Here is a 21,453-nt window from a genome sequence, read left to right as displayed (position 1 = left end):
TTTCGAGCCGCTAGTTTGAGGCCGACTCATCGCCTGGAAGCCATCGCGGACATGTCTGCACTCGAGAATTTCGCCGAAAATCTACGGCGCCTCTGTCTTGCCAAGGCGGGCAGCATCAGCGCTGCCGCGCGCGGCATGCAAATCGGCCGCTCGCAGATTGAATCCTATCTTCAGGCACGGCGCGCGCCGGGCCGCGCCTCTGTCAAAAAAATCTGCCAATATCTCGGGGTCACCGAGGAGGAGATGTACCAGCGGCCGGTTTCGGTCGATTTGGACCACGGCCGCCCGTCAGCGCAGCGCATCCTATCTGCGGCGCGGGATGCGCTCGAGCCGCTCCTCTTTGCCGATCCGTCCGCCGGTATCGCGCCTGGCATTTATCATGCCTACATGACGATCCCGAGTACGCCGGGGAGCCTGCTCTGCGCTGTTATCGTTATTGCCAAGCAGGGAAGTGCCACGACTTTCCGGCGCCTCACCAATCGCGCGGTAAAGAGGGGCGAGTACTGGTCGCGCTTCACCGGTGATCACAAGGGCATCGTCGTCGAGCGTCTTAATTGTCTTTCCTTTGTGGCCGCCAATCAGATCGGCACACAGGAGCCGACGCTGATGCGTCTCTGGTGGTTGCCCTTCTCGGAGAAGTTGCTTGGTGGCCATGCCATGATCTTTACTCCGGCTGGACCATCCTTCAGTGCGGTTGTGATGGTGCCGCTGAGCGCGAAGATCAACCTCAGAACGGCGCTGCGCCTCGCGAAGGTCTATCGAACGACCGATGAGGCCGTTCCGCGGATCGTGCGGGATATGATTGTGCAGCAACGCGCCGATTTTATCTCCGCGGTTACACGCGACCTCGGCTAGTTCAGTGAAAGCCCGGCTTCATGGGTTACCGGAGCGTGATCCACATTGACGCGGTGCGCCTCAATCAGCGCCATCGACAAAAGGTAAGTCAGCATGGGCTGCCGGGCGCTCCGACTCTGCGCGATCAGCGTATTCAGCATATCGATCGCATAGTCACCGACGCCATCATCAAAATTCAGCGCTTGTTTGGCTTGCACAGTCTTTTTCTGGTCCATCGTGCTTCTCCGTCGGTCACGTAGAGTTCAATTGCGCATTATGATTGGCATAGTTCGCATTTTTGAGCTAGATATTTCTGCATAAACCCAATGATAACGATTTTAATTCAGAAATAGTTGGTTTTTGACGTTAAGCTGAAGCAATGTATCACTCGGATGTATCAAACTAATATTTGTGAATTAATTGAATGTTTGCGGTTGGCACCTCATTGTTCGGCCCGCGATCAGGATCGATCGTCTTCGAACCGAGGAGAACGGACATGCAGAAGAAGAGCAAGCCGAACCTTAAGGTTACTGCAATCAAGGCCAAGCCGACTTTTGTGAGCCGCGGCATGATGTTCCGCATCGATTAAATGATGAGGTGCCTGCCGGGCGAATAAGCCACGGCGGGCATTTTCCTGCCATGCGATATCGCTCCTCCCGCACGCTCGTCTTTCACAATGACGGTGACGAGTTCGTTGCCTGTAATTTCCTTACCAAGGCTGTCTTCGAGTGCAGCCCGGATCTCTTGGATTTTTTGCGCGCTGTTGCCGACTGGAGTGACCGCGCAGCGATCCGCGAGCAGGCGCCGGGCTATAGCGAGGACGAACTCGATGAAACGCTTGCGGCGCTTGTCGAGATGTCCGCACTGGTCGTTGAAGGGTCTAACCTTGAAATGCGCGAGGACGCCTTCCGCCGGCATTGGAAATGGGGCGTGCCCGCGGCACTGATGCATTTCTGTGTTCAGGATCCTGAATACATGTCGCTAAATGAGGCCGAGGATCTACAGCGGGCTGCATTCGCCAGCGACGGTGAGATCGAGCTCTACAGCCTCAATTCGGGGCGAGTGGACGTCACTGCGCTCCCAGAGGTGCTTTCCGGCAATTCGTTACTGCAACTGATGGCCAAGCGGCGCACTCAACGCAAAGGTCTCGCGAAAGCCGTGTCACTGCCAGCACTTTCCGAAGCGCTTTTCGCAGGCCTTGGAATTACCGGCACTGCTCGAAATGCCGTGGTGACGCTGCCGTTGTCGATGACGCCCTCCGGCGGCGCACGCAACCCCTACGAGGCCTATGTCTTCGTCAAGGCAGTCGACGGGCTGGCGCCGGGCATCTACCACTATTCGGCCTTTGAGCATTCACTGGCGAAGATATCGGATGCTTCGCCTTTGCTTGCCGATCTCGTGGGCGGCCAGGAATGGGCCGATACCATGCCCTGTATGATCGTTCTCGTCGCCCACATGGACCGCACCATGTGGAAATACAGCGATGCCAATGCCTATCGTGTGGTCATGATCGAGGCGGGGCACATCGGCCAGAATATCATGCTTTCCGCCACCGCCCGTGGCATGACAGCCTGCCCGACGGCGGCGCTGAGCCACACGATGATTGGTGAACTAATAGGCCTCCGCAACCCCGCCCATGCGCCGATCTACGCACTGACGCTCGGCTTCCCTGACGCTGCGTAAGGCCCAAAAAAAGTCGGTTGAATTTTGCAACTGATGGGTTGAGTTATTTTCAATAACCGGCATATTGCTATAAGCAATTTGTTAATATGTGAGGGAATGCTTAGGTGCCAGATCCGGTAGATATTCTCGTCGGTCGCAATGTCAGACAGCTTCGTGCCCGCCGCCGTGTCTCGCAACTGGAGCTGGGGGAAGCTCTCGGCCTAACGTTTCAGCAAATCCAGAAATATGAAAAAGGCACCAACCGCGTCTCAGCCAGCAAGTTGCATCAGATCGCGGTCTTTCTTGGCGTCGAAATCTCAGCGCTCTTTGAGGGCACGGAAATGGCGCAGTTCCCGTCAAAGGTTGAACTGAGCCCTGAAGCTTATGAACTGGCCATCAATTACGACAGGCTTCGCTCGCCAGCAGGCAAGGAGGCGGTCAAGACGATTTTGACGCTGATGAGCACGGAAAAGGCCGCCTGACGCTCCCATCGCGGCGCCATAACAAAAGACAATCCCGGTACCTCATGCCCGCCGCAGGGCGAGTTTCTTTTGGTCCGGATTTTCTAGTGAAGTTCGCGTTCGTGCAGCGCGACGAGCAATTCGTCCTGCGTATGATGACCGGCGTGATAAAGGTCGATCGCGATGCTGGCGATCGACAGTCCTTGCTGGCTGCGAAGCTTGATGTTGTGCTCCGCACACCAAGTATAAAGTGCGCCGGCAAGGACGTCGACGTCATCCGGCTGGAAGGGCAAGGAGGCTGCTGCCGTCATGGAAGTGACCCTAAGTTTGGTTTGTTCCCCAGAATTCCAAGGATAATAGTGATGCCATTTCAGCAGGTTGCAAGCGGCATCCGCAGCCTGCGTTAACGCAGGACATATTGCCGGTTTGTTGTGTTTCAAATTGGAACAGAATTGGTCTGCGGAGCGATTCCGAATTCGTGCGGTTTTGAAACATACGCGCCATATGCCAGTGGTGGCTTACCGCCCATCGCACGATCGAAGGGTTGCCCTTAAAATGGCCGCCGGCGCCTTGCCTATAGATCTCTACGACATGAAAAAAGCCGGGAAGGAAAGCCCGGCTTCAATCTGAATTATGTTTGCGCGTCGGCCCTTATCCTTCGAAGAATTCCTTCATGCGGGCAAAGAAGCCCGTTGATTCCGGGTTGTTCTCCTTGGAGGAAAGCTGTTCGAATTCCTGCAGCAGCTCGCGCTGGCGCTTTGAGAGCTTTTGTGGCGTCTCGATCTGGATCTGGATGTAGAGGTCGCCCGTCTGGCTGGAGCGCAGCACCGGCATGCCCTTGCCCTTGAGGCGGAACTGCTTACCGGCCTGTGTCCCTTCCGGAACGGTCACGCGCGATTTTGTGCCATCGAGCGTCGCCACGTCGAAAGTGCCGCCGAGTGCTGCCGTTGTCATCGAGATCGGAACGGCGCAATAGAGGTCCGCTCCATCGCGCTGATAGAATTCATGCGGCTTCACCGACAGGAAGATGTAGAGATCGCCCGCCGGTCCGCCGCGCATGCCGGCCTCGCCTTCGCCCTGCAGGCGGATGCGCGTACCATCTTCAATGCCGGCCGGTATATTGACCGAGAGCGAACGCTCTTCCGTCACGCGGCCCTGTCCATGGCACTTCGGGCATGGATCGGGAATGATCTGGCCGCGGCCGTGGCAGGTCGGGCAGGTTCGTTCGATCGAGAAAAAGCCCTGCGCCGCGCGAACGCGGCCGGATCCCTGACAGGTGCCGCAGATTTTCGGCTGTGTGCCGGGCTTGGCGCCGGAACCTGAGCACATATCGCAGGTGATCGAGGTTGGAACACGAATCTGCGCCGTCTTGCCGGAAAAGGCTTCTTCCAGCGAAATTTCCATATTGTAGCGAAGATCGGCACCGCGTTCCCGGCCACCGGCAGAGCGTTGGCGCTGGCGCCCGCCGCCCATCATTTCGCCGAAGATATCTTCGAAGATATCCGAGAAACCGCCGCCGCCGGCAAAACCACCGCCGCCGAAGCCGCCACCACCCATGCCGCCATGCTCGAAGGCTGCGTGACCGTAACGGTCGTAGGCTGCGCGCTTCTGTGGATCCTTCAGCGTCTCATAGGCTTCGTTGATTTCCTTGAATTTGATTTCGGCGTTCTTATCGTCCGGGTTCTTGTCCGGATGATATTTCATTGCCAGTTTGCGGAAGGCGCTTTTCAGCTCTTTTTCATCCGCCGTTTTGGCGACGCCCAAAGTTTCGTAAAAGTCCGCTTTTGCCAATTTAAACCCCGGAAATGGATTTCCGGCTGCCCTTCGGCAGCCGGATTGCAGTGTTTAGCATAACCGCCTCGTTGCGGATTATGCGGACTTCTTACGGTCGTCGTCCTTGACTTCTTCGTAGTCGGCATCGACGACATTGTCATCACCTGCCGAAGCATCTGCCGCACCGGCTTCCGACTGCTGGGCCTCGTAGATCGCCTGGCCGAGCTTCATGGATACTTCCATGAGAGTCTGCGTCTTGGCCTTGATGTCCTCTGCATCCGGATCGGTCGCCTCGGCTGCAGACTTCAGAGCCGCAATAGCATCGGAGATCGCGGTGCGGTCGGCCTCGGAGACCTTGTCACCGTAATCCTTCAGCGATTTTTCCGTCGAGTGGACCAGGCTCTCGGCCTGGTTCTTGGCTTCTACGGTCTCGCGGCGCTTCTTGTCTTCTGCAGCATGCGATTCTGCATCCTTGACCATCTTCTCGATGTCGGCGTCCGAAAGGCCGCCGGAGGCTTGGATGCGGATCTGCTGTTCCTTGCCGGTTCCCTTGTCCTTGGCCGAAACGTTGACGATGCCGTTGGCGTCGATATCGAAGGTGACTTCGATCTGCGGCATGCCACGCGGTGCCGGCGGCAAGCCGACAAGGTCGAACTGGCCGAGCAGCTTGTTGTCGGCAGCCATTTCGCGTTCGCCCTGCGAAACGCGGATGGTGACAGCCTGCTGATTGTCATCGGCAGTCGAGAAGGTCTGCGACTTCTTGGTCGGGATCGTCGTGTTGCGTTCGATCAGACGGGTGAAGACGCCACCGAGGGTTTCGATGCCCAGAGACAACGGAGTTACGTCGAGGAGCAGAACATCCTTGACATCGCCCTGCAGAACGCCGGCCTGGATGGCAGCGCCGAGAGCAACGACTTCGTCCGGGTTGACGCCCTTGTGCGGCTCCTTGCCGAACAGCTGCTTGACGACTTCCTGAACCTTCGGCATGCGGCTCATACCACCGACGAGAACGACTTCATCAATCTCGGCGGGCGTGACGCCGGCGTCCTTGAGGGCTGCCTTGCACGGCGCGATCGTGCGCTGAACGAGGTCGTCGACTAGGCTCTCGAGCTTGGCGCGTGTCAGCTTCAGCGTCAGGTGCTTCGGACCGGAAGCATCAGCCGTGATGAACGGCAGGTTGATTTCGGTCTGCTGCGAGGACGAGAGCTCGATCTTGGCCTTTTCGGCAGCTTCCTTCAGGCGCTGAAGAGCGAGCTTGTCGTTCTTGAGATCGATGCCATTGTCCTTCTTGAACTCGGCAGCGAGGTATTCGACGAGACGCATGTCGAAGTCTTCACCGCCGAGGAAGGTGTCGCCGTTGGTCGACTTCACCTCGAAGACGCCATCGCCGATTTCGAGGATCGAAATATCGAAAGTACCGCCGCCAAGGTCATAGACGGCAATCGTCTTGCCTTCCTTCTTGTCAAGGCCGTAAGCCAGCGCCGCTGCGGTCGGCTCGTTGATGATGCGCAGAACCTCAAGACCCGCGATCCTGCCGGCGTCCTTGGTTGCCTGGCGCTGTGCGTCGTTGAAGTATGCCGGAACCGTGATGACGGCCTTCTCGACCTTTTCACCGAGGTAGGATTCAGCAGTTTCCTTCATCTTCTGAAGGATCATTGCGGAGACCTGCGCGGGCGAATAGCCCTTGCCATTGGCTTCGACCCAGGCGTCGCCATTATCGCCTTTCGAGATCTTGAAGGGGACAAGACCCTTATCCTTCTCAACGGTCGGATCTTCGTAGCGGCGGCCGATCAGGCGCTTGACGGCGAAGAGCGTGTTCGTTGGATTGGTGACGGCCTGGCGTTTTGCCGGCTGGCCGACAAGGCGTTCGCCATCGTCGGTAAATGCCACCATGGAAGGGGTCGTACGCGCGCCTTCCGCGTTCTCGATGACCTTCGCGTCTTTGCCGTCCATGACAGCGACGCAGGAATTTGTCGTTCCGAGGTCGATACCAATTACTTTTGCCATGTCATTTACTCCTTGAAGCAAGCTGTCGGAACCCCGCGAAGGCATTTCCTGACAGCCCCTTACGGGATGTGGGTCTTCGGAATTAACGCAATCGTGATTGCGGTGATGCGGCGTATATAAGGAGCGGTTTTCTTGACTGCAAGGCGAGAATGAGCCCGAGATCCAGCAAAACGAACGTGTTGCATTCACTTTCTACAGCGCGTGAAAGAAGTCCGCTACCCTTCGCGCCTCGGCGGACTTAACAAAGCCGGCTTGCGCTTGGCATGAGGCGCTTTCGCTATTGTCCCATGATCAGATCAAGCAACGTGGTCCGGCGCGGTTGGAGGGAAGATGTTGCTGCCGGGCCGCCGACGTCTCCCGGCGGAATCGGTCCTTCCGGGGCGGCTACGGCCTGTTGCTGCTGACCGGGTGCCGGAGGAAAGGATGTTTGCGCCTCCGTGCTGGTCCGACCTCCGAAAACGCCGGAAATGATGCCGCTAATCGTTGTCGGCTGCTCCTGCATCGGCTGCGGTTCACCCTGCGCCATCGGCTGGTTGCCGAATCCATTCGGGTCCGAGATGAATTGACCATTGCCGAAAAGCGGAGCAGGCGAAAGGCCCTTATGAGCGGCAATCATGAATTCCTGCCACGCCTTCGCCGGCAGGCCGCCGCCAGTGACCTTCTTCATCGGCGTGCCGTCGTCATTGCCGAACCAGACGCCGGTTGTCAGATTGCTGGTGAACCCGACGAAGAGCGCATCGCGGGAATTCTGCGTTGTGCCGGTTTTGCCGGCGGCCTGCCAGCCAGGAATCTTGGCGCTTTTGCCCGTGCCGGTCTCGATCGTGCCCATCATCATCGCATTCATGTTGGCGGCGACCGTTTCGGAAAGAACGCGAGGCGGGTTGTCATAGGTGTTCTCATAAAGAACCTTGCCTTCGGCGGTCGTCACCCGGCGGATCACATGCGGGGTTGCCTTATAGCCGCCGTTCATGAAGGAGGCGTAGGACGCAGTGAGTTCCATGAGCGATACCTCCGACGTGCCGAGCGCGATCGAGGCATTCGGTTGCAGCTCGGTCTCTATGCCGAGACGGTGGGCGAGTTTGATCACCTGCTCCGGTTCGTCATACATGACGAGTTGGGCTGCGACGGTATTCAACGACTTCGCAAGAGCAGTCGCGAGCGTCACCTCACCATTGTATTTCTTTTCGTAGTTTTCAGGCGTCCAGTTGCCGATGCGGATCGGCGCGTCGTTGAAGACTGAATAAGGCGTCAGCCCCTTTTCGAGCGCAGCGGCATAGACAAAAGGCTTGAACGAGGAACCAGGCTGGCGTTTCGCCTTGACGGCCCGATTGAACTGGCTTTCGGCATAGTCCCTGCCGCCGACAAGTGCCCGGATCGCCCCGGTCCCGTCGATCGAGACGAGAGCAGCCTGAGACGCGTCGAGTTTTGCGCCGTCCTTTCCGAGAATGTCGTTCAGCGACTGCTCGGCCTTCTTTTCCAGCCCCTTGTCGATTGTCGTGTCGACGATGAGGTCTTCTTTCACCTCGCCGACCAGTCCGGCAAGCTCGTCCATTACCATGTCGGCCACATATTGACCGGCACCCGACCAGTAGCTCTTCGCCTTGGACGGCGTCTGCGTCATCGCCGTCTTCACCTCGTTGTCGGTGATATAGCCCTGATCGCGCATGGCCCGCAGCACGACCTGGGCACGGACGTTTGCGGCTTCGGGATCGCGGGCCGGAGAAAGGCGTGACGGCGCCTTGACGAGACCGGCGAGCAAAGCCGCTTCACCAAGATTCACGTCGCGCGCAGACTTGTTGAAATAGCGGCGGGCGGCGGCCTCGACGCCATAGGCATTCGAGCCGTAGAAGACGCGGTTCAGATACATCGCAAGGATCTGGTCCTTCGTATATTTCTGCTCGAGCCAGAAGGATAGCAGCACTTCCTGGACCTTGCGCTCCAGCGTGCGATCCGGTGAGAGGAAGAGGTTCTTTGCGAGCTGCTGCGTCAGCGTCGAGCCGCCTTGGATGGGCTGGCCGGTCAAATTATTGATGAGGGCGCGGGCAAGCCCCATCGGGTCGACGCCGAAATGCGAATAGAAGCGCTTATCTTCAATGGCAACGATCGCCTCGGGAATATAAGGCGACATCTGATCGAGCGACAGTGCCTCGCCGCCCGTGGCGCCGCGATTGGCGATCACGCTGCCATCGACGGATGTGATCTTGACGTTCGGCGGCCGGTCAGGGATCGCCCACGTGCTGGCACTCGGCATGCGCGAGCCATAGTAGAAAACCAGGCCAGCCACGCCGATGCCGGCCCAGATACCAAGAACGACGCACCAATAGACCGCACGGCGGATAAAACGGAAGAGGCCGCCATCCTGGCGTTCCGGCCGCTCGCGTCTGCCGCGCCTTTTCCTGTCTGGTGCGCGGTTTCGTGTGGGTTCCGAGGAAGAACGTCTGGTTCCGCGTCCGCCCGCGACACGGTCGTCGTCATCCAGCGAGAAATCGTCGTCGTCTTCATAGCGGCTACGGCCGCTGAAGGACGGTTCGATTCTATCACGTGATCTGCCCCTACCTGCCATCGTGGACCGGCCGCACCCCATGTGTCGCAAGCGCTCTTTGCGCAATCATCCGGGTGGACTGTAAATACGGCGATTTAAGGGGTGGTTAAGACTGCCGGCAAGCGGTCTCGACAGCGGCTTCAGCCGTGCCGCTTGCGCATGGCTGCCATTCGTTGCGATTGTCACAGAACTGACATATATCGCGCCACCTTGCGCCGAAGAAAAAAGCAATAAGCGCAATAGATAGGCAATTATTATGAGCATTGATCTTAAGAGAATAGATGAGACCAGGCTTCGCGAAATCTGGAGCGTCCATGAATTTGCGCGGCAATGTCGGCAGGGCAAGATGGAAGAAAGCCGCCTGAAAATGCTGCACGGCCCGTTTGCAGAGATGCACGAACTTACGGCAGGCTCTGAACGAAAAGCTTCTGTTTGGTAATTTGGGAACCTTTAGCTGTCCCACTAGTTTTTACCATAGCGGGACAGCCCTCAAGTCCCGTGATGGATCGGTCGTCTCCCCTCAACACGGCCGATCGAAATCAGGCCCGGCGCCTCCTTCTTGGAGCGTCGGGCTTTTTCAACTCTGCAATGGAGAGGGCGGCATTTCCGCCGCCCTGGACCTTCATTGGTTAGTTCCGGCAGCCCGGTTCGCCTGGCTTGCAGGCACCCCGCCGTGGCCTGCGGCGGTCATTATCACCGCCACGGTTATCATCGCCCCGGCGGATGACGCGATTGTCATCATTGCCCCGACGTTCGAAACTCCGGCGGCCGCGATCGCCGTCATTGCGCAGTTCACGGTTGAAGTCCGGCTGCCTCTCGACATTAGGCCTCCGGCTGGGCGCACGATCGAAATTCGGCAGGCGATCCGGACGATCATCAAACTCACGGCGCCTTTCAGGCGTACGGCTAAAATCGGGCCTCCGTTCCAGTCGCCGGTCGAATTCCGGGCGCCGAGCTGGCCTCGGCTCGAATTGCGGAGCTGGCCTCGGCTCGAAATCAGGTCTGCGACTGGGCCCCCGGTAAGGTTCCGGACGGCGGTCCGGGCCGCGATAGAAGTCTGGTCCGCGGCGCCAGCGATCGCGGTCACGATAGAAGTCACGGTCGCGGTAATAGCGATCCCAATAGCTGCCGAAGCTGAAGACAACGACGGGAATACCGAGCGGGCGATAATATTGAGGCCCGAGATAAACGCGGCGCTGTTGATAAAGCGCCTGGATATATCGGCCGTGCACCCAGCCACGGCCGCCGTAGAACTCCACGTCGCACCATGGAACATCGGCAAGGCAGCCGAAAATTTCGATGGATTCGCCGGCCGGAACTACGGTGACCGCCGGATACGCAGTACTTGGGCCGGCGCGCATATTGACGTTCGTCGTCGCGAAGCCTTCTGCGGCCTGAGCGATCAGCGGAACAAGCAAGAGCATGCCGGTCGCGGCAATTTTCAAAAGGGTGCGTTTCACGTTTCAACTCCCTGGGAAGCAGACGTCATGCCACATCCGGTATTTGTTTTTACTTCGGCTTTTGCCGTTTCCGGGGCATAGTCAGAACGCTTGCCGGCTTTTGTGAGACGGCAATCATTCGTCTTGTCTTTCAATGGTTTATAGCACATCTTGCATGAACACAGCTTGAACGGAAGAATCCGGGCTCTGGGCCTTGAAATTGCCGGGGCGGCTTCCGATTTGAGGCTCAACAGATCGCAGCCAATTGGCTGCAATGTCCGCTTTTTCCTTGACCACGGATGTACTGGCATTGAAGCGAAGCGGATGACGAAAGGCCGGTTCCATCCGGCCTTCGTCTGAATGCGTGCCCGCTTAAATTGCGAGGCACGCTTTTTGTTTCAGGCTGCCAGCGCGTCGAGGATGCGCACCCAGGAGCGGATGCCCTTGTGGTAGGAGGCGAGCTCATATTTCTCGTTGGGCGAATGGATCCGATCATCCGAAAGGCCGAAGCCGACAAGCAGCGATTCCATGCCGAGCATTGTCTGGAAATCGCCGACGATCGGAATTGAGCCGCCCATACCGATGACGACGGCGGGCTTCGGCCATTCGTCGGAAAGAGCGCTCTTCGCCCTGGTGATCACCGGAGAATCGTATGGAAGGTGAATTGCCGGCGAACCGCCATGAGGATGGAACTCGACCGAGCAGTCGGCAGGAATTTTCGAACGGATATAGCTTCGGAACGTTTCTCGGATCTTTGCCGGATCCTGCTTGCCGACGAGGCGGAAGGAAACCTTGGCCGAAGCCTTGGCGGCAATCACGGTCTTGAAACCCTCGCCGGTATAGCCGCCCCATATGCCGTTGACTTCAGCCGTCGGGCGCGCCCAGGTGAGTTCCAGAACGGAGCGGCCTTTTTCACCCGACGGCACCGAAAGGCCGACTTGGCCCAGGAAGCTTTCAGCGGTCTGGCCGAGCTTTTCCCATGAGGCCTTAATGTTTGCAGGCGTTTCCTCGACGCCTTCATAAAAGTTCTCGAGCGCAACGCGGCCGGTTTCGTCGTGGAGGCCGGAAAGCGCCGCTGTCAGGACATGGATTGGATTTGCAGCCGCGCCGCCGAAAAGCCCGGAATGCAGATCGCGGTCTGCTGCCGTAACGACGACTTCTTCGCCAACAAGGCCCCGAAGGGTAGCAGCAATTGCCGGGGTCTCACGATCCCACATGCCGGTATCGCAGACAAGCGCGTAGTCGGCCTTCAGTTCGGCCGCATTTGCCTCCAGGAAGGGCTTGAGCGAGGGCGAGCCGGATTCCTCTTCGCCCTCGAAGAGGATGGTAATCCGGCAGGGAAGCGCGCCGTTGACCTCTTTATAGGCCCGGCAAGCTTCGACGAAGGTCATGAGCTGGCCCTTGTCGTCCGCAGTGCCGCGGCCGGTCAGGATCTTTCGGCCGTTGCCCATGTCCGTGATGGCGGGTTCGAAGGGATCGTTTTCCCAGAGCTCAACTGGATCGACCGGCTGAACGTCGTAATGACCATAGAATAGCACATGCGGCGCATCCGCACCGGCGTCTGCATGGTGCGCAACGACCATCGGGTGGCCGGGAGTATCGCGAACGGAAGCTTCGAAGCCCAGCGTCTTCAAATAGGCGACCAGCCATTCAGCCGCCATGTGGCAATCCGCTTTGTAAGCCGGGTCGGTCGAGATCGATTTGATGCGCAGCAACTCGAATAGTCTGTCGAGGCTTGAACCGAGATTCTGATCCGCGCGCGAAAGCACCGGGGTTACGTCTGTCATTTCCGACTCCTTTTGAAATTTGGCCGGACGATAGACCAAAGGTGGGGACGTTTCGAGGAAGAAAAGTCGGAATTTGGAAGCCGTTAACAAGCCGTCCTACGAAGGCACAAAGGCCGCGATATGCTCGGCAAGCCTGATATCGAGCCGAGCGCAAAAGCTGACGGCGCGCGAAGGCTTGCTTTCGGCGCGCGCCGATGGACCGTTGCGAAAACGCTCACGGGATGTTCCAGCTGCCGAATAGGGATCAGATTTTCTTCGCGTTTTCGAGAAGGCGCCGGATATATTCCAGCATCAGCTCGCGTTCGAAGGTCTTGAAACCTTGGAAAAGCGCAAGGTCAGCCTCGCGCGCTGTCCTGACAGCCTCATCTTCGATCGCCCGTGCGATGGGCGTCAGGAAGATCAGCTGTGCTCGCTTGTCGGAAGGATGGGGGCGGCGCTCGATGAGACCGTCGCGCGCCATGCGTGCAAGCGTATTGGCCATTGTCGCCTGTTCGATATCGACGCGTTCGAGCAATTGCTTCTGCGTCAGGCCGTCTTCCGCCCAAAGTTCGAGAAGGACCGGGAATTGCCCGGGAGAAAAACCGAGCCCCGCCGCGCGCTGCTGCAGCGAGCGGGCAAAACCCTTGGCCAGCTGGCTTGCAAGGTATGCTCCCGAATCCATCCTGTTAAATCCCATGATTGCAGTTAGGCTCAAAAACGGATGCGAAACAATGCAACAAGTCGCATGCGATGGATCAAAATTTGCCCTTGAGCTTCATAAATGTGCATCTCTGCGGAAAAACAAAGCCGCCATGGCCTGGAGGTTGGCCATGGCGGCTTGAAAATGGGGACAAAGGCCCGGAGAGGGGGATAAGGCCTTTGTCCAAGTCTGATGCGGCGGGGGACAAGCCGGTAATCAGACCCTCGGCGCGATCAAACGCCGGTGACTATGATTTGTGATCGGGAATGTGGTTTTTCAAGGGAAGCCGGCCGAACCGACAATTACAAATTGGTAACAGTTCGGTGAGGGCCGCAAAGTCCTAGTCCTGAGCCCTTCGACGATCATGCCAGAAGAATGCAAGATTCCATCCGGCGATCAGGATGGCCATGCCGGCAAAGGCGCAGATCAGCGGAACGATGCGAAGCGATTCGTAAGGGCCGACCGAGATCAGAAAGGCAGAAATGAGCAAGGCGTTCAACAGCTGAAATTCTGCTTGGGTGCTGAAGCTTCGCGTGCGATCCAGATGCTGCGGAAAGAAGGTTCGCAAACCCTTGGTCGCCAGCAGGAACACAGGCGCGAAAAGCACTTTGCGAAAGATAACCGCAGGGCCGTCACCCAGTGCATAGGAGCTGGCAAGAACGATTGCCATGAGAATAAGCGGTACGGCATAGGCGACCGCGATGCTGCGCTTTTCCATAGGCAATTCCATTTCGAAGGCAAAAGGTCAGCAATAAATAGTACCGCAAACAGCATGTGCAATGGACGTTTCCATCCCGCCACGCTATCCATGCAACCATGAAAAAAGGCGATCATCTTTTCCTTATTGACGGTTCGGGTTTCATCTTCCGGGCGTTTCACGCTCTGCCGCCGCTGACGCGCAAGTCCGACGGCCTGCCGGTCGGCGCCGTTTCCGGTTTCTGCAACATGCTCTGGAAGCTGTTGACCGATGCGCGCGACACGTCCGTCGGCGTCACGCCCACGCACCTTGCGGTAATCTTCGACTACTCGGCAAAGACCTTCCGCAAGGACTTGTACGATGCCTACAAGGCGAACCGCTCTGCGCCGCCGGATGAACTGATACCGCAATTCGGGCTGATCCGGGAGGCGACGCGCGCCTTCAACCTGCCCTGCATAGAGACCGAAGGTTTCGAGGCGGACGATATCATCGCCACCTATGCCCTCCAGGCGGAAGCGACCGGCGCCGATGTGACGATCGTCTCGTCCGACAAGGATCTGATGCAGCTCGTAACGCCGAACATCCACATGTACGACAGCATGAAGGACAAGCAGATCGGCATCCCGGACGTCATCGAGAAATGGGGCGTCTCCCCCGAAAAGATGATCGACCTGCAGGCAATGACCGGCGATTCGGTCGATAATGTTCCGGGTATTCCTGGCGTCGGTCCGAAGACCGCCGCACAGCTTCTTGCAGAATACGGCGACCTCGACACGCTGCTGGACCGTGCGCATGAGATCAAGCAGGAAAAGCGCCGCCAGGCGATTCTCGAAAATGCCGACAAGGCAAGGCTCTCGCGCGAATTGGTGCGGCTGCGATCTGACGTGCCGCTGGTGCTTGGTCTGGACGACCTCGTTCTCGAAGTGCAGAACGGTCCGAAGTTGATCGGCTTCCTGAAGGCGCTGCAATTCACGACGCTGACGCGCCGTGTGGCGGAGGCGTGCAATTGCGATGCGAGCGCCATCGAGGCGGCCGACGTAAAGGTCGAGTGGGGTGCTGCTGCGCACGGCCCCGATCTTGATGCCGTTGAACCGGAGCCGGTTGCAGGCGGCATTCCGGACGTTGAGGGCGCTGCCGTTCCGATTCCGGCGAAGGCCAAGCCCGCCGGCAAAGGCTTTACCCCCGCCGAACTTGCCAAGGCGCGCGCCGAAGCCTTTGCAGCGTTGCCGGTTGATCATTCTACCTACGTGACGATCCGCGATCTCGCGACGCTCGACAAATGGATTGGCGATGCGCGGGCAACAGGCCTCGTCGCCTTCGATACCGAAACCACTTCGCTTGATGCGATGCAGGCGGAGCTGGTCGGATTCTCGATGGCGATTGCCGACAACGACAAGAACCCGACGGGCCTCAAGACCCGCGCCGCCTATGTCCCGATCGGCCATAGGAACGGCGTCAGCGATCTCCTTGGCGGCGGGGTTGCGGACAACCAGATACCGATGCGGGACGCGTTGCCGCGGCTCAAGGCGCTGCTCGAAGACGAGTCCATCCTCAAGGTCGCGCAGGACCTGAAATATGATTATCTGCTGATGAAGCGCTACGGCGTCGAGACAAAGAGCTTCGATGACACGATGCTGATGTCCTACGTGCTCGACGCCGGCATTGGCGCGCATGGCATGGATTCGCTCTCCGAGAAATTTCTCGGCCACAAGCCGATCGCTTACAAGGATATCGCAGGAAGCGGCAGGGCGAATGTCACGTTCGACCTTGTCGATATCGACCGCGCCACACACTATGCCGCCGAAGGCGCCGATGTGACGCTGCGGCTCTGGATGGTGCTGAAGCCGCGGCTTGCCGCAGCAACGCTAACAGCCGTCTACGAGCGGCTGGAACGGCCGCTGCTGCCGGTGCTCGCGCGCATGGAGGAGCGAGGAATCACCGTCGACCGCCAGATTCTGTCCCGCCTTTCCGGCGAACTGGCACAAGGAGCTGCGCGTCTGGAGGACGAAATCTACACGCTGGCGGGCGAGAAGTTCACGATCGGCTCGCCGAAGCAGCTTGGTGACATCCTCTTCGGCAAGATGGGGCTTGCCGGTGGCAACAAGACGAAGACTGGGCAATGGTCGACGTCGGCAAGCGTGCTGGAGGAGCTTGCAACCGCGGGTTACGAGCTGCCGCGCAAGATCGTCGATTGGCGTCAGCTGACCAAGCTGAAATCCACCTACACCGATGCGCTGCCGGGCTATGTGCATCCACAGACGAAGCGCGTCCACACCTCCTATTCGCTGGCCTCGACGACGACGGGGCGCCTTTCGTCGTCCGAGCCGAATCTGCAGAACATTCCGGTGCGCACGTTGGAAGGCCGAAAAATCCGCACCGCCTTCATCTCCGTGCCCGGGCATAAGCTGATCTCGGCCGATTACAGCCAGATCGAACTGCGCGTGCTCGCGCATGTCGCGGAAATCCCGCAACTGACCCAGGCTTTTGCCGAAGGTATAGATATTCACGCGATGACGGCCTCCGAAATGTTTGGCGTTCCGGTCGACGGCATGCCGGCGGAGGTGCGCCGCCGCGCCAAGGCGATCAACTTCGGCATCATCTATGGCATTTCCGCGTTTGGCCTTGCCAACCAGCTCTCGATCGAACGCTCCGAAGCGGGTGACTACATCAAGAAATATTTCGAGCGCTTCCCCGGCATCCGCGACTACATGGACAGCCGCAAGCAGATGGCGCGCGACAAGGGCTATGTCGTGACGATCTTCGGGCGGCGAATCAACTACCCGGAAATCCGCTCGTCCAATCCTTCAGTGCGTGCCTTCAACGAGCGTGCTGCGATCAACGCGCCGATCCAGGGCTCGGCGGCCGATATTATTCGCCGGGCAATGATCAAGATCGAGCCCGCGCTCGCCGAAGCCGGTCTTGCGAATCGGGTCCGCATGCTGCTGCAGGTGCACGACGAGCTGGTCTTCGAGGTTGAGGATGCCGACGTCGAAAAGGCGATGCCGATCATCGTTTCCGTCATGGAAAATGCCGCCATGCCGGCGCTTGAAATGCGCGTGCCGTTGAAGGTCGATGCGCGCGCCGCCACCAATTGGGAAGAAGCGCACTGAGCGCTTCGTCCTCGAAGATTTTTCTCAGTAGCATAACCAATTGATAATGCTCAATTTAGGCTTCGGGAGGTGTGCCGTTTAGGTGCGACTGGAAGGAACTTGTTAACCTTCATTTTCTAATCCGGTTGGGTCAGAAATTGAGCGAGTAGCGTGTCGCATGCGTTTTCCCAGAACGAACTTGACGGATGCCGAGGAATTTTCCTCGGAAATCGACGTACAGCATGCAGGCGGTGACATGAATGTCGCTCCCGCAGCGCCGGGTTGGCAGAGCAATTTCTCGCTCGCACCGAACGTGCGTTTTACCCGCACACCGGAAAACCTGATCAGCAAACGCCGCCCGCCGACCGAGTCGGAACAAGCGATTCGTGAGGAAGCCGTCAGCGAAGAGTCGGCTGTTGATGCCGAGCCGAGCGCTCCGATCATGATCGATGTGCCATTCGATATCTATGTTCGGGATGTGCCCGAGAGCGACCATCCGGAGCATGTCGCTGCGGTTCAACCGGAATTCCGCGCGTCGTCCGAGCTTGCGGACATTTCCGATTTCGCTTTCTGGGAAGTCATGGCCTTCGAGGAAGCGGCCGCGGCCCCGATTATCGCTCCAACTGCTTCACTGCCGAAGATTATGGCCACGCCGGAATCGATTATCTCGCGCTTCCGCGTGATGGAGTGGCGTCCGGGAGGGAGGCCGCCGGCGCGCACTAATGCACTGGCCACAGCAATGGCCGCTCCAGCACCTGCAAAGCCTATATCGACGGCGGCCCCACAAACCCAACCGGCCGCGTCGGTGATCGCGAAAACGCAGCCGATCGCGCCGATGCCGGTTCGCGTGCAGGCCACTGCACATCTGGCGCCAGCACCGCGTGCCGTGACCCAGAAGATTATCCCGGCGAATATCGATCCATCCGGCTACGAATTTCCGCCGCGCGCACTGCTACAGGAGCCTCCGGAGCGTCTGGGCGAGATCATGTCGCAGGAAACGCTGGAGCAGAATGCCGGACTGCTGGAAAGCGTGCTGGAAGACTTCGGCGTCAAAGGCGAGATCATCCATGTGCGTCCCGGTCCGGTCGTCACGCTCTATGAATTCGAGCCCGCACCCGGTGTGAAGTCGTCGCGTGTCATAGGCCTGGCTGACGATATCGCCCGCTCCATGTCAGCGCTGTCCGCCCGCGTTGCCGTCGTGCCCGGCCGCAATGTCATCGGCATCGAATTGCCGAATGCCATCCGCGAGACCGTCTATTTCCGCGAAATGATCGAAAGCCAGGATTTCGAGAAGAGCGGCTACAAGCTGGCGCTCGGCCTTGGCAAAACAATCGGCGGCGAGCCGGTGATTGCCGAGCTTGCGAAGATGCCGCATCTACTGGTGGCCGGCACCACTGGCTCCGGTAAGTCCGTCGCGATCAACACGATGATCCTGTCGCTTCTCTATCGCATGACGCCGGAGCAGTGCCGCCTGATTATGGTCGATCCGAAGATGCTGGAACTGTCGGTCTATGACGGCATCCCGCACCTGCTGACGCCCGTCGTCACCGATCCGAAGAAGGCCGTGATGGCGCTGAAATGGGCGGTGCGCGAAATGGAGGAGCGTTACCGCAAGATGTCGCGCCTCGGCGTGCGCAACATCGACGGCTATAACGGCCGCGTGGCGCAGGCGCGCGACAGGGGCGAAACCATCCACGTCATGGTCCAGACCGGCTTCGACAGGGGCACAGGCGCACCGATCGAAGAGCAGCAGGAAATGGACTTGGCGCCGATGCCCTATATCGTCGTCATCGTCGACGAAATGGCCGACCTGATGATGGTCGCCGGCAAGGAGATTGAAGGCGCGATCCAGCGTCTCGCCCAGATGGCGCGCGCCGCCGGCATTCACCTGATCATGGCGACGCAACGTCCCTCGGTCGATGTCATCACCGGCACGATCAAGGCGAATTTCCCGACCCGCATCTCCTTCCAGGTGACGTCGAAGATCGACAGCCGCACGATCCTTGGCGAACAGGGTGCCGAGCAACTCCTCGGCCAGGGCGATATGCTGCACATGCAGGGCGGCGGCAGGATTTCCCGCGTCCACGGCCCGTTCGTCTCCGATCTCGAAGTCGAAAAGGTCGTCGCACATCTGAAGACGCAGGGCCGTCCGGAATATCTGGAGACGGTCACCGCGGATGAAGAGGAAGATGCCGAGCCGGAAGACAGCGCCGTCTTCGACAAGAGCGCCACGGCATCCGAGGACGGCAATGAGCTCTACGATCAGGCCGTCAAGGTCGTGCTTCGCGACAAGAAATGCTCGACTTCCTACATCCAGCGCCGCCTCGGCATCGGCTACAACCGCGCCGCATCGCTGGTCGAACGCATGGAAAAGGAAGGCCTCGTCGGACCGGCCAACCATGTCGGCAAGCGTGAGATCGTGTCGGGACGAGCGGACGGCGAATAGTTGCCAGCGCAGGTACTATAATCCGCCCGCCGGCTGCAACTAACCCAATCCAGCAAGCCGTTCGGCCTCACGCACGAACGCAGACTTGCCGCCGGTGCAGTAGCTCCAGTCGCCATTGGCTTCATCCATGAGCCGAAGCTTGAGAGCCACATGGGCTTCGGCCCTTCGGGAATACGTTCGCAGATATCCGCGCAAGGCAATGCGATCCCTGAGCACAGCATTGTCAGAAGTGCAGCGGTAGAGCCGTGCAGCACCGTAAGTAGGGAACGATTACGATGGTCAGGAGCTCTCCTAGCCGGCTAAGCGATTTCAGCGAGGAAGCCGTTGAGCGTGTCGACGATCTTGCGCTCGGCCTGTTCCAGCGAACCGCTGTTGTCGAACTCGGTGACGTCGTAGTCGCCGCGCACGGTGAGTGAGCCGCGGGCGAGGCGGGCCATGATGTCCTCGTGGGTCTCGCGGCCGCGAGCCTCGAGACGTCCGGCCAGCACTTCCGGGCGCGCTGTCACGTTGATGACCTTGAGACGAGGAAAAACGGCCTGAAAACGGTGGAGAGCCGAACGGGAGCCGTTGGCGATCACCAGGTGCCCCTTCGCCAGTGCGACGGAAACCTCTGCCGGAATGCCATACTTCAGCCCATGCGCTTCCCACCATACCGCGAAGTTGCCGGATTGCTCCATCGAAACGAAGCCTCCCTCGGAAACGGAGAGATGGTCTTCGCCGCCGGCATCGCCGTCCCGCGTGATGACGCGGCGAACGAAGTGCACGTTGGGACGGCCGGCAAAATGCTTGGCCGCCAGGTTCATCAGAGTGTCCTTGCCGGCGCCGCTTGGGCCGACGACAACGACCATGATGCCCCGCTCGGTGCCAGGTACTAGGTGCGGTTCGTGCGACGGAATCATGCGACCCGGCGCCCTTCACGCCAGACGGAGCGGGTCACCGGTACGCCTTCGTCGCGGAAGACGCGGACAAGATCGGCGCGAAGGCCGGTTTCGATTCTGCCGCGATCGTTGAGGCTGACGGTACGTGCCGGCGTCGCCGTCACCATCGCGATCGCCTTCGGCAATGAGATCGTTTCCAGCTCGTCGGCAAGAATGAAGGGTGCGTAGAGCAGGCTGAGCGGCACATAGTCAGAAGAAAGCACGTCGAGCACGCCACATTCGGCAAGGTCGCGAGCAGCGATATTGCCTGAATGGGACTTGCCGCGCACGACGTTGGGAGCGCCCATCAGCACGCTCATGCCGTGCGTATGCGATGCCTTGGCGGCATCGAAGCTCGTCGGAAACTCCGCAAGGCGCACGCCGTTCTCCATCGCCTCATCGACGTGGGCAAGCGTCGCATCATCGTGGCTCGCAACGGTGATACCACGCGCCTTGCAGACCTCGGCGATTGCGGTGCGGTGCGGCGTCGAATTGCGGGCGGATTCGTTGAGGCGCTTTTCGATGAAGCGCGCGAACTCCTCGTCCGAAAGGCCGCGCTTCTTTTGATAATAGAAGACGTATTGATCCATCGTCTGGAACTGACGCTGGCCCGGCGCGTGGTCCATCAGCGAAACGAGGCGGACATAGGGATCGTTCTCGAAATCCGCGAAATGCTCCATCACATTGTCGGCCGAGACCTCGCAGCGCAGGTGGATCAGGTGTTCCGCTCGAAGCCGGCCTTCCCGCTCTGCCTTCTGGATGGCATCGGCCATCTCGCGCATTTCGCCATGTTCAAAGCCGCCGTCTTCGTCCGCACCCATGCGCAGGCAGTCGAAGACGGTGGTGATGCCGGAGGTGACGATCTGCGCGTCATGGGCCTGAATGGCCGCCGTCTTATGCCAGCGAAGCCCTGGACGCGGCGAATAGTGGCCTTCGAGATGATCGGTATGCAGTTCGACGAGACCAGGGATCAGGTAATCGCTCTCGAAATCCTCTCCGTTTGCCGAATTGCCTTTCGAGATATCAGCAATTTTACCGTCGCGGATCAAAAGCGAGCCATCAACGATCTCGTCTTCAAGAACGATGCGGGCGTTGGAAAGGACTATCTCTTTGGTCATCT

The 21,453-nt window shown here is 59.1% G+C and carries 18 protein-coding genes; 6 read left to right on the top strand and 12 right to left on the bottom strand.

Annotated features, from left to right (window positions below; translation table 11 throughout):
• Nucleotides 1-51 precede the first annotated feature (51 nt).
• Nucleotides 52-855 (top strand): helix-turn-helix domain-containing protein, encoded by an 804-nt coding sequence (locus tag ACZ9BX_RS15055; protein ID WP_476218721.1) that lies wholly within the window; start codon nucleotides 52-54, stop codon nucleotides 853-855.
• On the opposite strand, the gene ACZ9BX_RS15050 is transcribed toward ACZ9BX_RS15055, so the two are convergent.
• Nucleotides 852-1,070: a hypothetical protein gene (locus ACZ9BX_RS15050; RefSeq protein WP_027510469.1), complete on the bottom strand. Its 219-nt coding sequence runs from the start codon at nucleotides 1,068-1,070 to the stop codon at nucleotides 852-854. The two genes, ACZ9BX_RS15055 and ACZ9BX_RS15050, sit on opposite strands and share 4 nt — an antisense overlap.
• Before the next feature lie 403 nt (nucleotides 1,071-1,473).
• Between ACZ9BX_RS15050 and ACZ9BX_RS15045 the strand changes: the two genes are divergently transcribed.
• Both ACZ9BX_RS15045 and ACZ9BX_RS15040 read left to right on the top strand, forming a co-directional pair.
• Nucleotides 1,474-2,517 carry a SagB/ThcOx family dehydrogenase gene (locus ACZ9BX_RS15045; RefSeq protein WP_476218720.1) on the top strand — a complete coding sequence of 348 codons (1,044 nt, stop codon included), beginning with the start codon at nucleotides 1,474-1,476 and terminating at the stop codon, nucleotides 2,515-2,517.
• A gap of 104 nt (nucleotides 2,518-2,621) precedes the next feature.
• Nucleotides 2,622-2,978, top strand: a complete 357-nt coding sequence (locus ACZ9BX_RS15040) for a helix-turn-helix domain-containing protein (protein WP_027510471.1) — start codon at nucleotides 2,622-2,624, stop codon at nucleotides 2,976-2,978.
• An 83-nt stretch (nucleotides 2,979-3,061) separates the two neighbouring features.
• On the opposite strand, the gene ACZ9BX_RS15035 is transcribed toward ACZ9BX_RS15040, so the two are convergent.
• The 4 genes from ACZ9BX_RS15035 to ACZ9BX_RS15020 form a co-directional block, all read right to left on the bottom strand.
• Complete coding sequence (locus ACZ9BX_RS15035; RefSeq protein ID WP_027510472.1) at nucleotides 3,062-3,268, bottom strand: hypothetical protein; 207 nt, start codon at nucleotides 3,266-3,268, stop codon at nucleotides 3,062-3,064.
• A gap of 340 nt (nucleotides 3,269-3,608) precedes the next feature.
• Complete coding sequence (gene dnaJ / locus ACZ9BX_RS15030) at nucleotides 3,609-4,748, bottom strand: molecular chaperone DnaJ (RefSeq protein ID WP_476218719.1); 1,140 nt, start codon at nucleotides 4,746-4,748, stop codon at nucleotides 3,609-3,611.
• 78 nt (nucleotides 4,749-4,826) lie between these two features.
• Complete coding sequence (dnaK, locus tag ACZ9BX_RS15025) at nucleotides 4,827-6,737, bottom strand: molecular chaperone DnaK (RefSeq protein ID WP_027510474.1); 1,911 nt, start codon at nucleotides 6,735-6,737, stop codon at nucleotides 4,827-4,829.
• Nucleotides 6,738-7,014: 277 nt separating this feature from the next.
• Nucleotides 7,015-9,300 (bottom strand): transglycosylase domain-containing protein, encoded by a 2,286-nt coding sequence (locus tag ACZ9BX_RS15020; RefSeq protein ID WP_476218718.1) that lies wholly within the window; start codon nucleotides 9,298-9,300, stop codon nucleotides 7,015-7,017.
• A gap of 235 nt (nucleotides 9,301-9,535) precedes the next feature.
• Between ACZ9BX_RS15020 and ACZ9BX_RS15015 the strand changes: the two genes are divergently transcribed.
• Nucleotides 9,536-9,718 carry a hypothetical protein gene (locus ACZ9BX_RS15015; RefSeq protein WP_476218717.1) on the top strand — a complete coding sequence of 61 codons (183 nt, stop codon included), beginning with the start codon at nucleotides 9,536-9,538 and terminating at the stop codon, nucleotides 9,716-9,718.
• 190 nt (nucleotides 9,719-9,908) lie between these two features.
• On the opposite strand, the gene ACZ9BX_RS15010 is transcribed toward ACZ9BX_RS15015, so the two are convergent.
• From ACZ9BX_RS15010 to ACZ9BX_RS14990, 5 genes are all read right to left on the bottom strand, one after another.
• Nucleotides 9,909-10,739, bottom strand: coding sequence for an SH3 domain-containing protein (locus ACZ9BX_RS15010; RefSeq protein ID WP_476218716.1), 831 nt, complete (start codon nucleotides 10,737-10,739; stop codon nucleotides 9,909-9,911).
• Nucleotides 10,740-10,877: 138 nt separating this feature from the next.
• Nucleotides 10,878-11,063 carry a hypothetical protein gene (locus ACZ9BX_RS15005; protein WP_476218715.1) on the bottom strand — a complete coding sequence of 62 codons (186 nt, stop codon included), beginning with the start codon at nucleotides 11,061-11,063 and terminating at the stop codon, nucleotides 10,878-10,880.
• Between the two features lie 53 nt (nucleotides 11,064-11,116).
• The gene (locus tag ACZ9BX_RS15000) at nucleotides 11,117-12,505 is read right to left on the bottom strand and encodes a M20/M25/M40 family metallo-hydrolase (protein WP_476218714.1); all 1,389 of its coding nucleotides are present in this window, start codon (nucleotides 12,503-12,505) and stop codon (nucleotides 11,117-11,119) included.
• A gap of 244 nt (nucleotides 12,506-12,749) precedes the next feature.
• The gene (locus ACZ9BX_RS14995; RefSeq protein ID WP_476218713.1) at nucleotides 12,750-13,166 is read right to left on the bottom strand and encodes a MarR family winged helix-turn-helix transcriptional regulator; all 417 of its coding nucleotides are present in this window, start codon (nucleotides 13,164-13,166) and stop codon (nucleotides 12,750-12,752) included.
• Nucleotides 13,167-13,524: 358 nt separating this feature from the next.
• Entirely contained in the window at nucleotides 13,525-13,902 is a 378-nt protein-coding gene (locus tag ACZ9BX_RS14990; protein ID WP_476218712.1) for a hypothetical protein, read from the bottom strand.
• Between the two features lie 98 nt (nucleotides 13,903-14,000).
• Between ACZ9BX_RS14990 and polA the strand changes: the two genes are divergently transcribed.
• Nucleotides 14,001-16,991 carry a DNA polymerase I gene (gene polA / locus ACZ9BX_RS14985; protein WP_476218711.1) on the top strand — a complete coding sequence of 997 codons (2,991 nt, stop codon included), beginning with the start codon at nucleotides 14,001-14,003 and terminating at the stop codon, nucleotides 16,989-16,991.
• Nucleotides 16,992-17,148: 157 nt separating this feature from the next.
• A complete protein-coding gene (locus ACZ9BX_RS14980; protein WP_476218710.1) occupies nucleotides 17,149-19,416 on the top strand; it encodes a DNA translocase FtsK in 2,268 nt (755 codons plus the stop codon).
• A 299-nt stretch (nucleotides 19,417-19,715) separates the two neighbouring features.
• On the opposite strand, the gene phnN is transcribed toward ACZ9BX_RS14980, so the two are convergent.
• A complete protein-coding gene (phnN, locus tag ACZ9BX_RS14975) occupies nucleotides 19,716-20,315 on the bottom strand; it encodes a phosphonate metabolism protein/1,5-bisphosphokinase (PRPP-forming) PhnN (RefSeq protein WP_476218709.1) in 600 nt (199 codons plus the stop codon).
• The gene (locus tag ACZ9BX_RS14970; RefSeq protein WP_476218708.1) at nucleotides 20,312-21,451 is read right to left on the bottom strand and encodes an alpha-D-ribose 1-methylphosphonate 5-triphosphate diphosphatase; all 1,140 of its coding nucleotides are present in this window, start codon (nucleotides 21,449-21,451) and stop codon (nucleotides 20,312-20,314) included. The genes phnN and ACZ9BX_RS14970 overlap by 4 nt, the downstream gene beginning before the upstream one ends.
• Nucleotides 21,452-21,453: the final 2 nt, after the last annotated feature.

It is taken from the genome of Rhizobium sp. USDA 3886, from assembly GCF_056279785.1.
Note: the sequence above shows the minus strand (reverse complement) of the source record. Positions and strands in the feature narration are given on the sequence as shown.

What these genes read in the sequence shown, in the direction of transcription:
- phnN (WP_476218709.1), bottom strand. Translation starts at nt 20,315, where the DNA reads ATGATTCCGTCGCACGAACCGCACCTAGTACCTGGCACCGAGCGGGGC.
- ACZ9BX_RS15035 (WP_027510472.1), bottom strand. Translation starts at nt 3,268, where the DNA reads ATGACGGCAGCAGCCTCCTTGCCCTTCCAGCCGGATGACGTCGACGTC.
- ACZ9BX_RS15045 (WP_476218720.1), top strand. Translation starts at nt 1,474, where the DNA reads ATGCGATATCGCTCCTCCCGCACGCTCGTCTTTCACAATGACGGTGAC.
- ACZ9BX_RS15055 (WP_476218721.1), top strand. Translation starts at nt 52, where the DNA reads ATGTCTGCACTCGAGAATTTCGCCGAAAATCTACGGCGCCTCTGTCTT.
- ACZ9BX_RS14995 (WP_476218713.1), bottom strand. Translation starts at nt 13,166, where the DNA reads ATGGATTCGGGAGCATACCTTGCAAGCCAGCTGGCCAAGGGTTTTGCC.
- ACZ9BX_RS14990 (WP_476218712.1), bottom strand. Translation starts at nt 13,902, where the DNA reads ATGGAAAAGCGCAGCATCGCGGTCGCCTATGCCGTACCGCTTATTCTC.
- ACZ9BX_RS15015 (WP_476218717.1), top strand. Translation starts at nt 9,536, where the DNA reads ATGAGCATTGATCTTAAGAGAATAGATGAGACCAGGCTTCGCGAAATC.
- ACZ9BX_RS15020 (WP_476218718.1), bottom strand. Translation starts at nt 9,300, where the DNA reads ATGGCAGGTAGGGGCAGATCACGTGATAGAATCGAACCGTCCTTCAGC.
- ACZ9BX_RS14980 (WP_476218710.1), top strand. Translation starts at nt 17,149, where the DNA reads ATGCGTTTTCCCAGAACGAACTTGACGGATGCCGAGGAATTTTCCTCG.
- ACZ9BX_RS15050 (WP_027510469.1), bottom strand. Translation starts at nt 1,070, where the DNA reads ATGGACCAGAAAAAGACTGTGCAAGCCAAACAAGCGCTGAATTTTGAT.
- polA (WP_476218711.1), top strand. Translation starts at nt 14,001, where the DNA reads ATGAAAAAAGGCGATCATCTTTTCCTTATTGACGGTTCGGGTTTCATC.
- ACZ9BX_RS15005 (WP_476218715.1), bottom strand. Translation starts at nt 11,063, where the DNA reads ATGGAACCGGCCTTTCGTCATCCGCTTCGCTTCAATGCCAGTACATCC.
- ACZ9BX_RS15000 (WP_476218714.1), bottom strand. Translation starts at nt 12,505, where the DNA reads ATGACAGACGTAACCCCGGTGCTTTCGCGCGCGGATCAGAATCTCGGT.
- ACZ9BX_RS14970 (WP_476218708.1), bottom strand. Translation starts at nt 21,451, where the DNA reads ATGACCAAAGAGATAGTCCTTTCCAACGCCCGCATCGTTCTTGAAGAC.
- dnaK (WP_027510474.1), bottom strand. Translation starts at nt 6,737, where the DNA reads ATGGCAAAAGTAATTGGTATCGACCTCGGAACGACAAATTCCTGCGTC.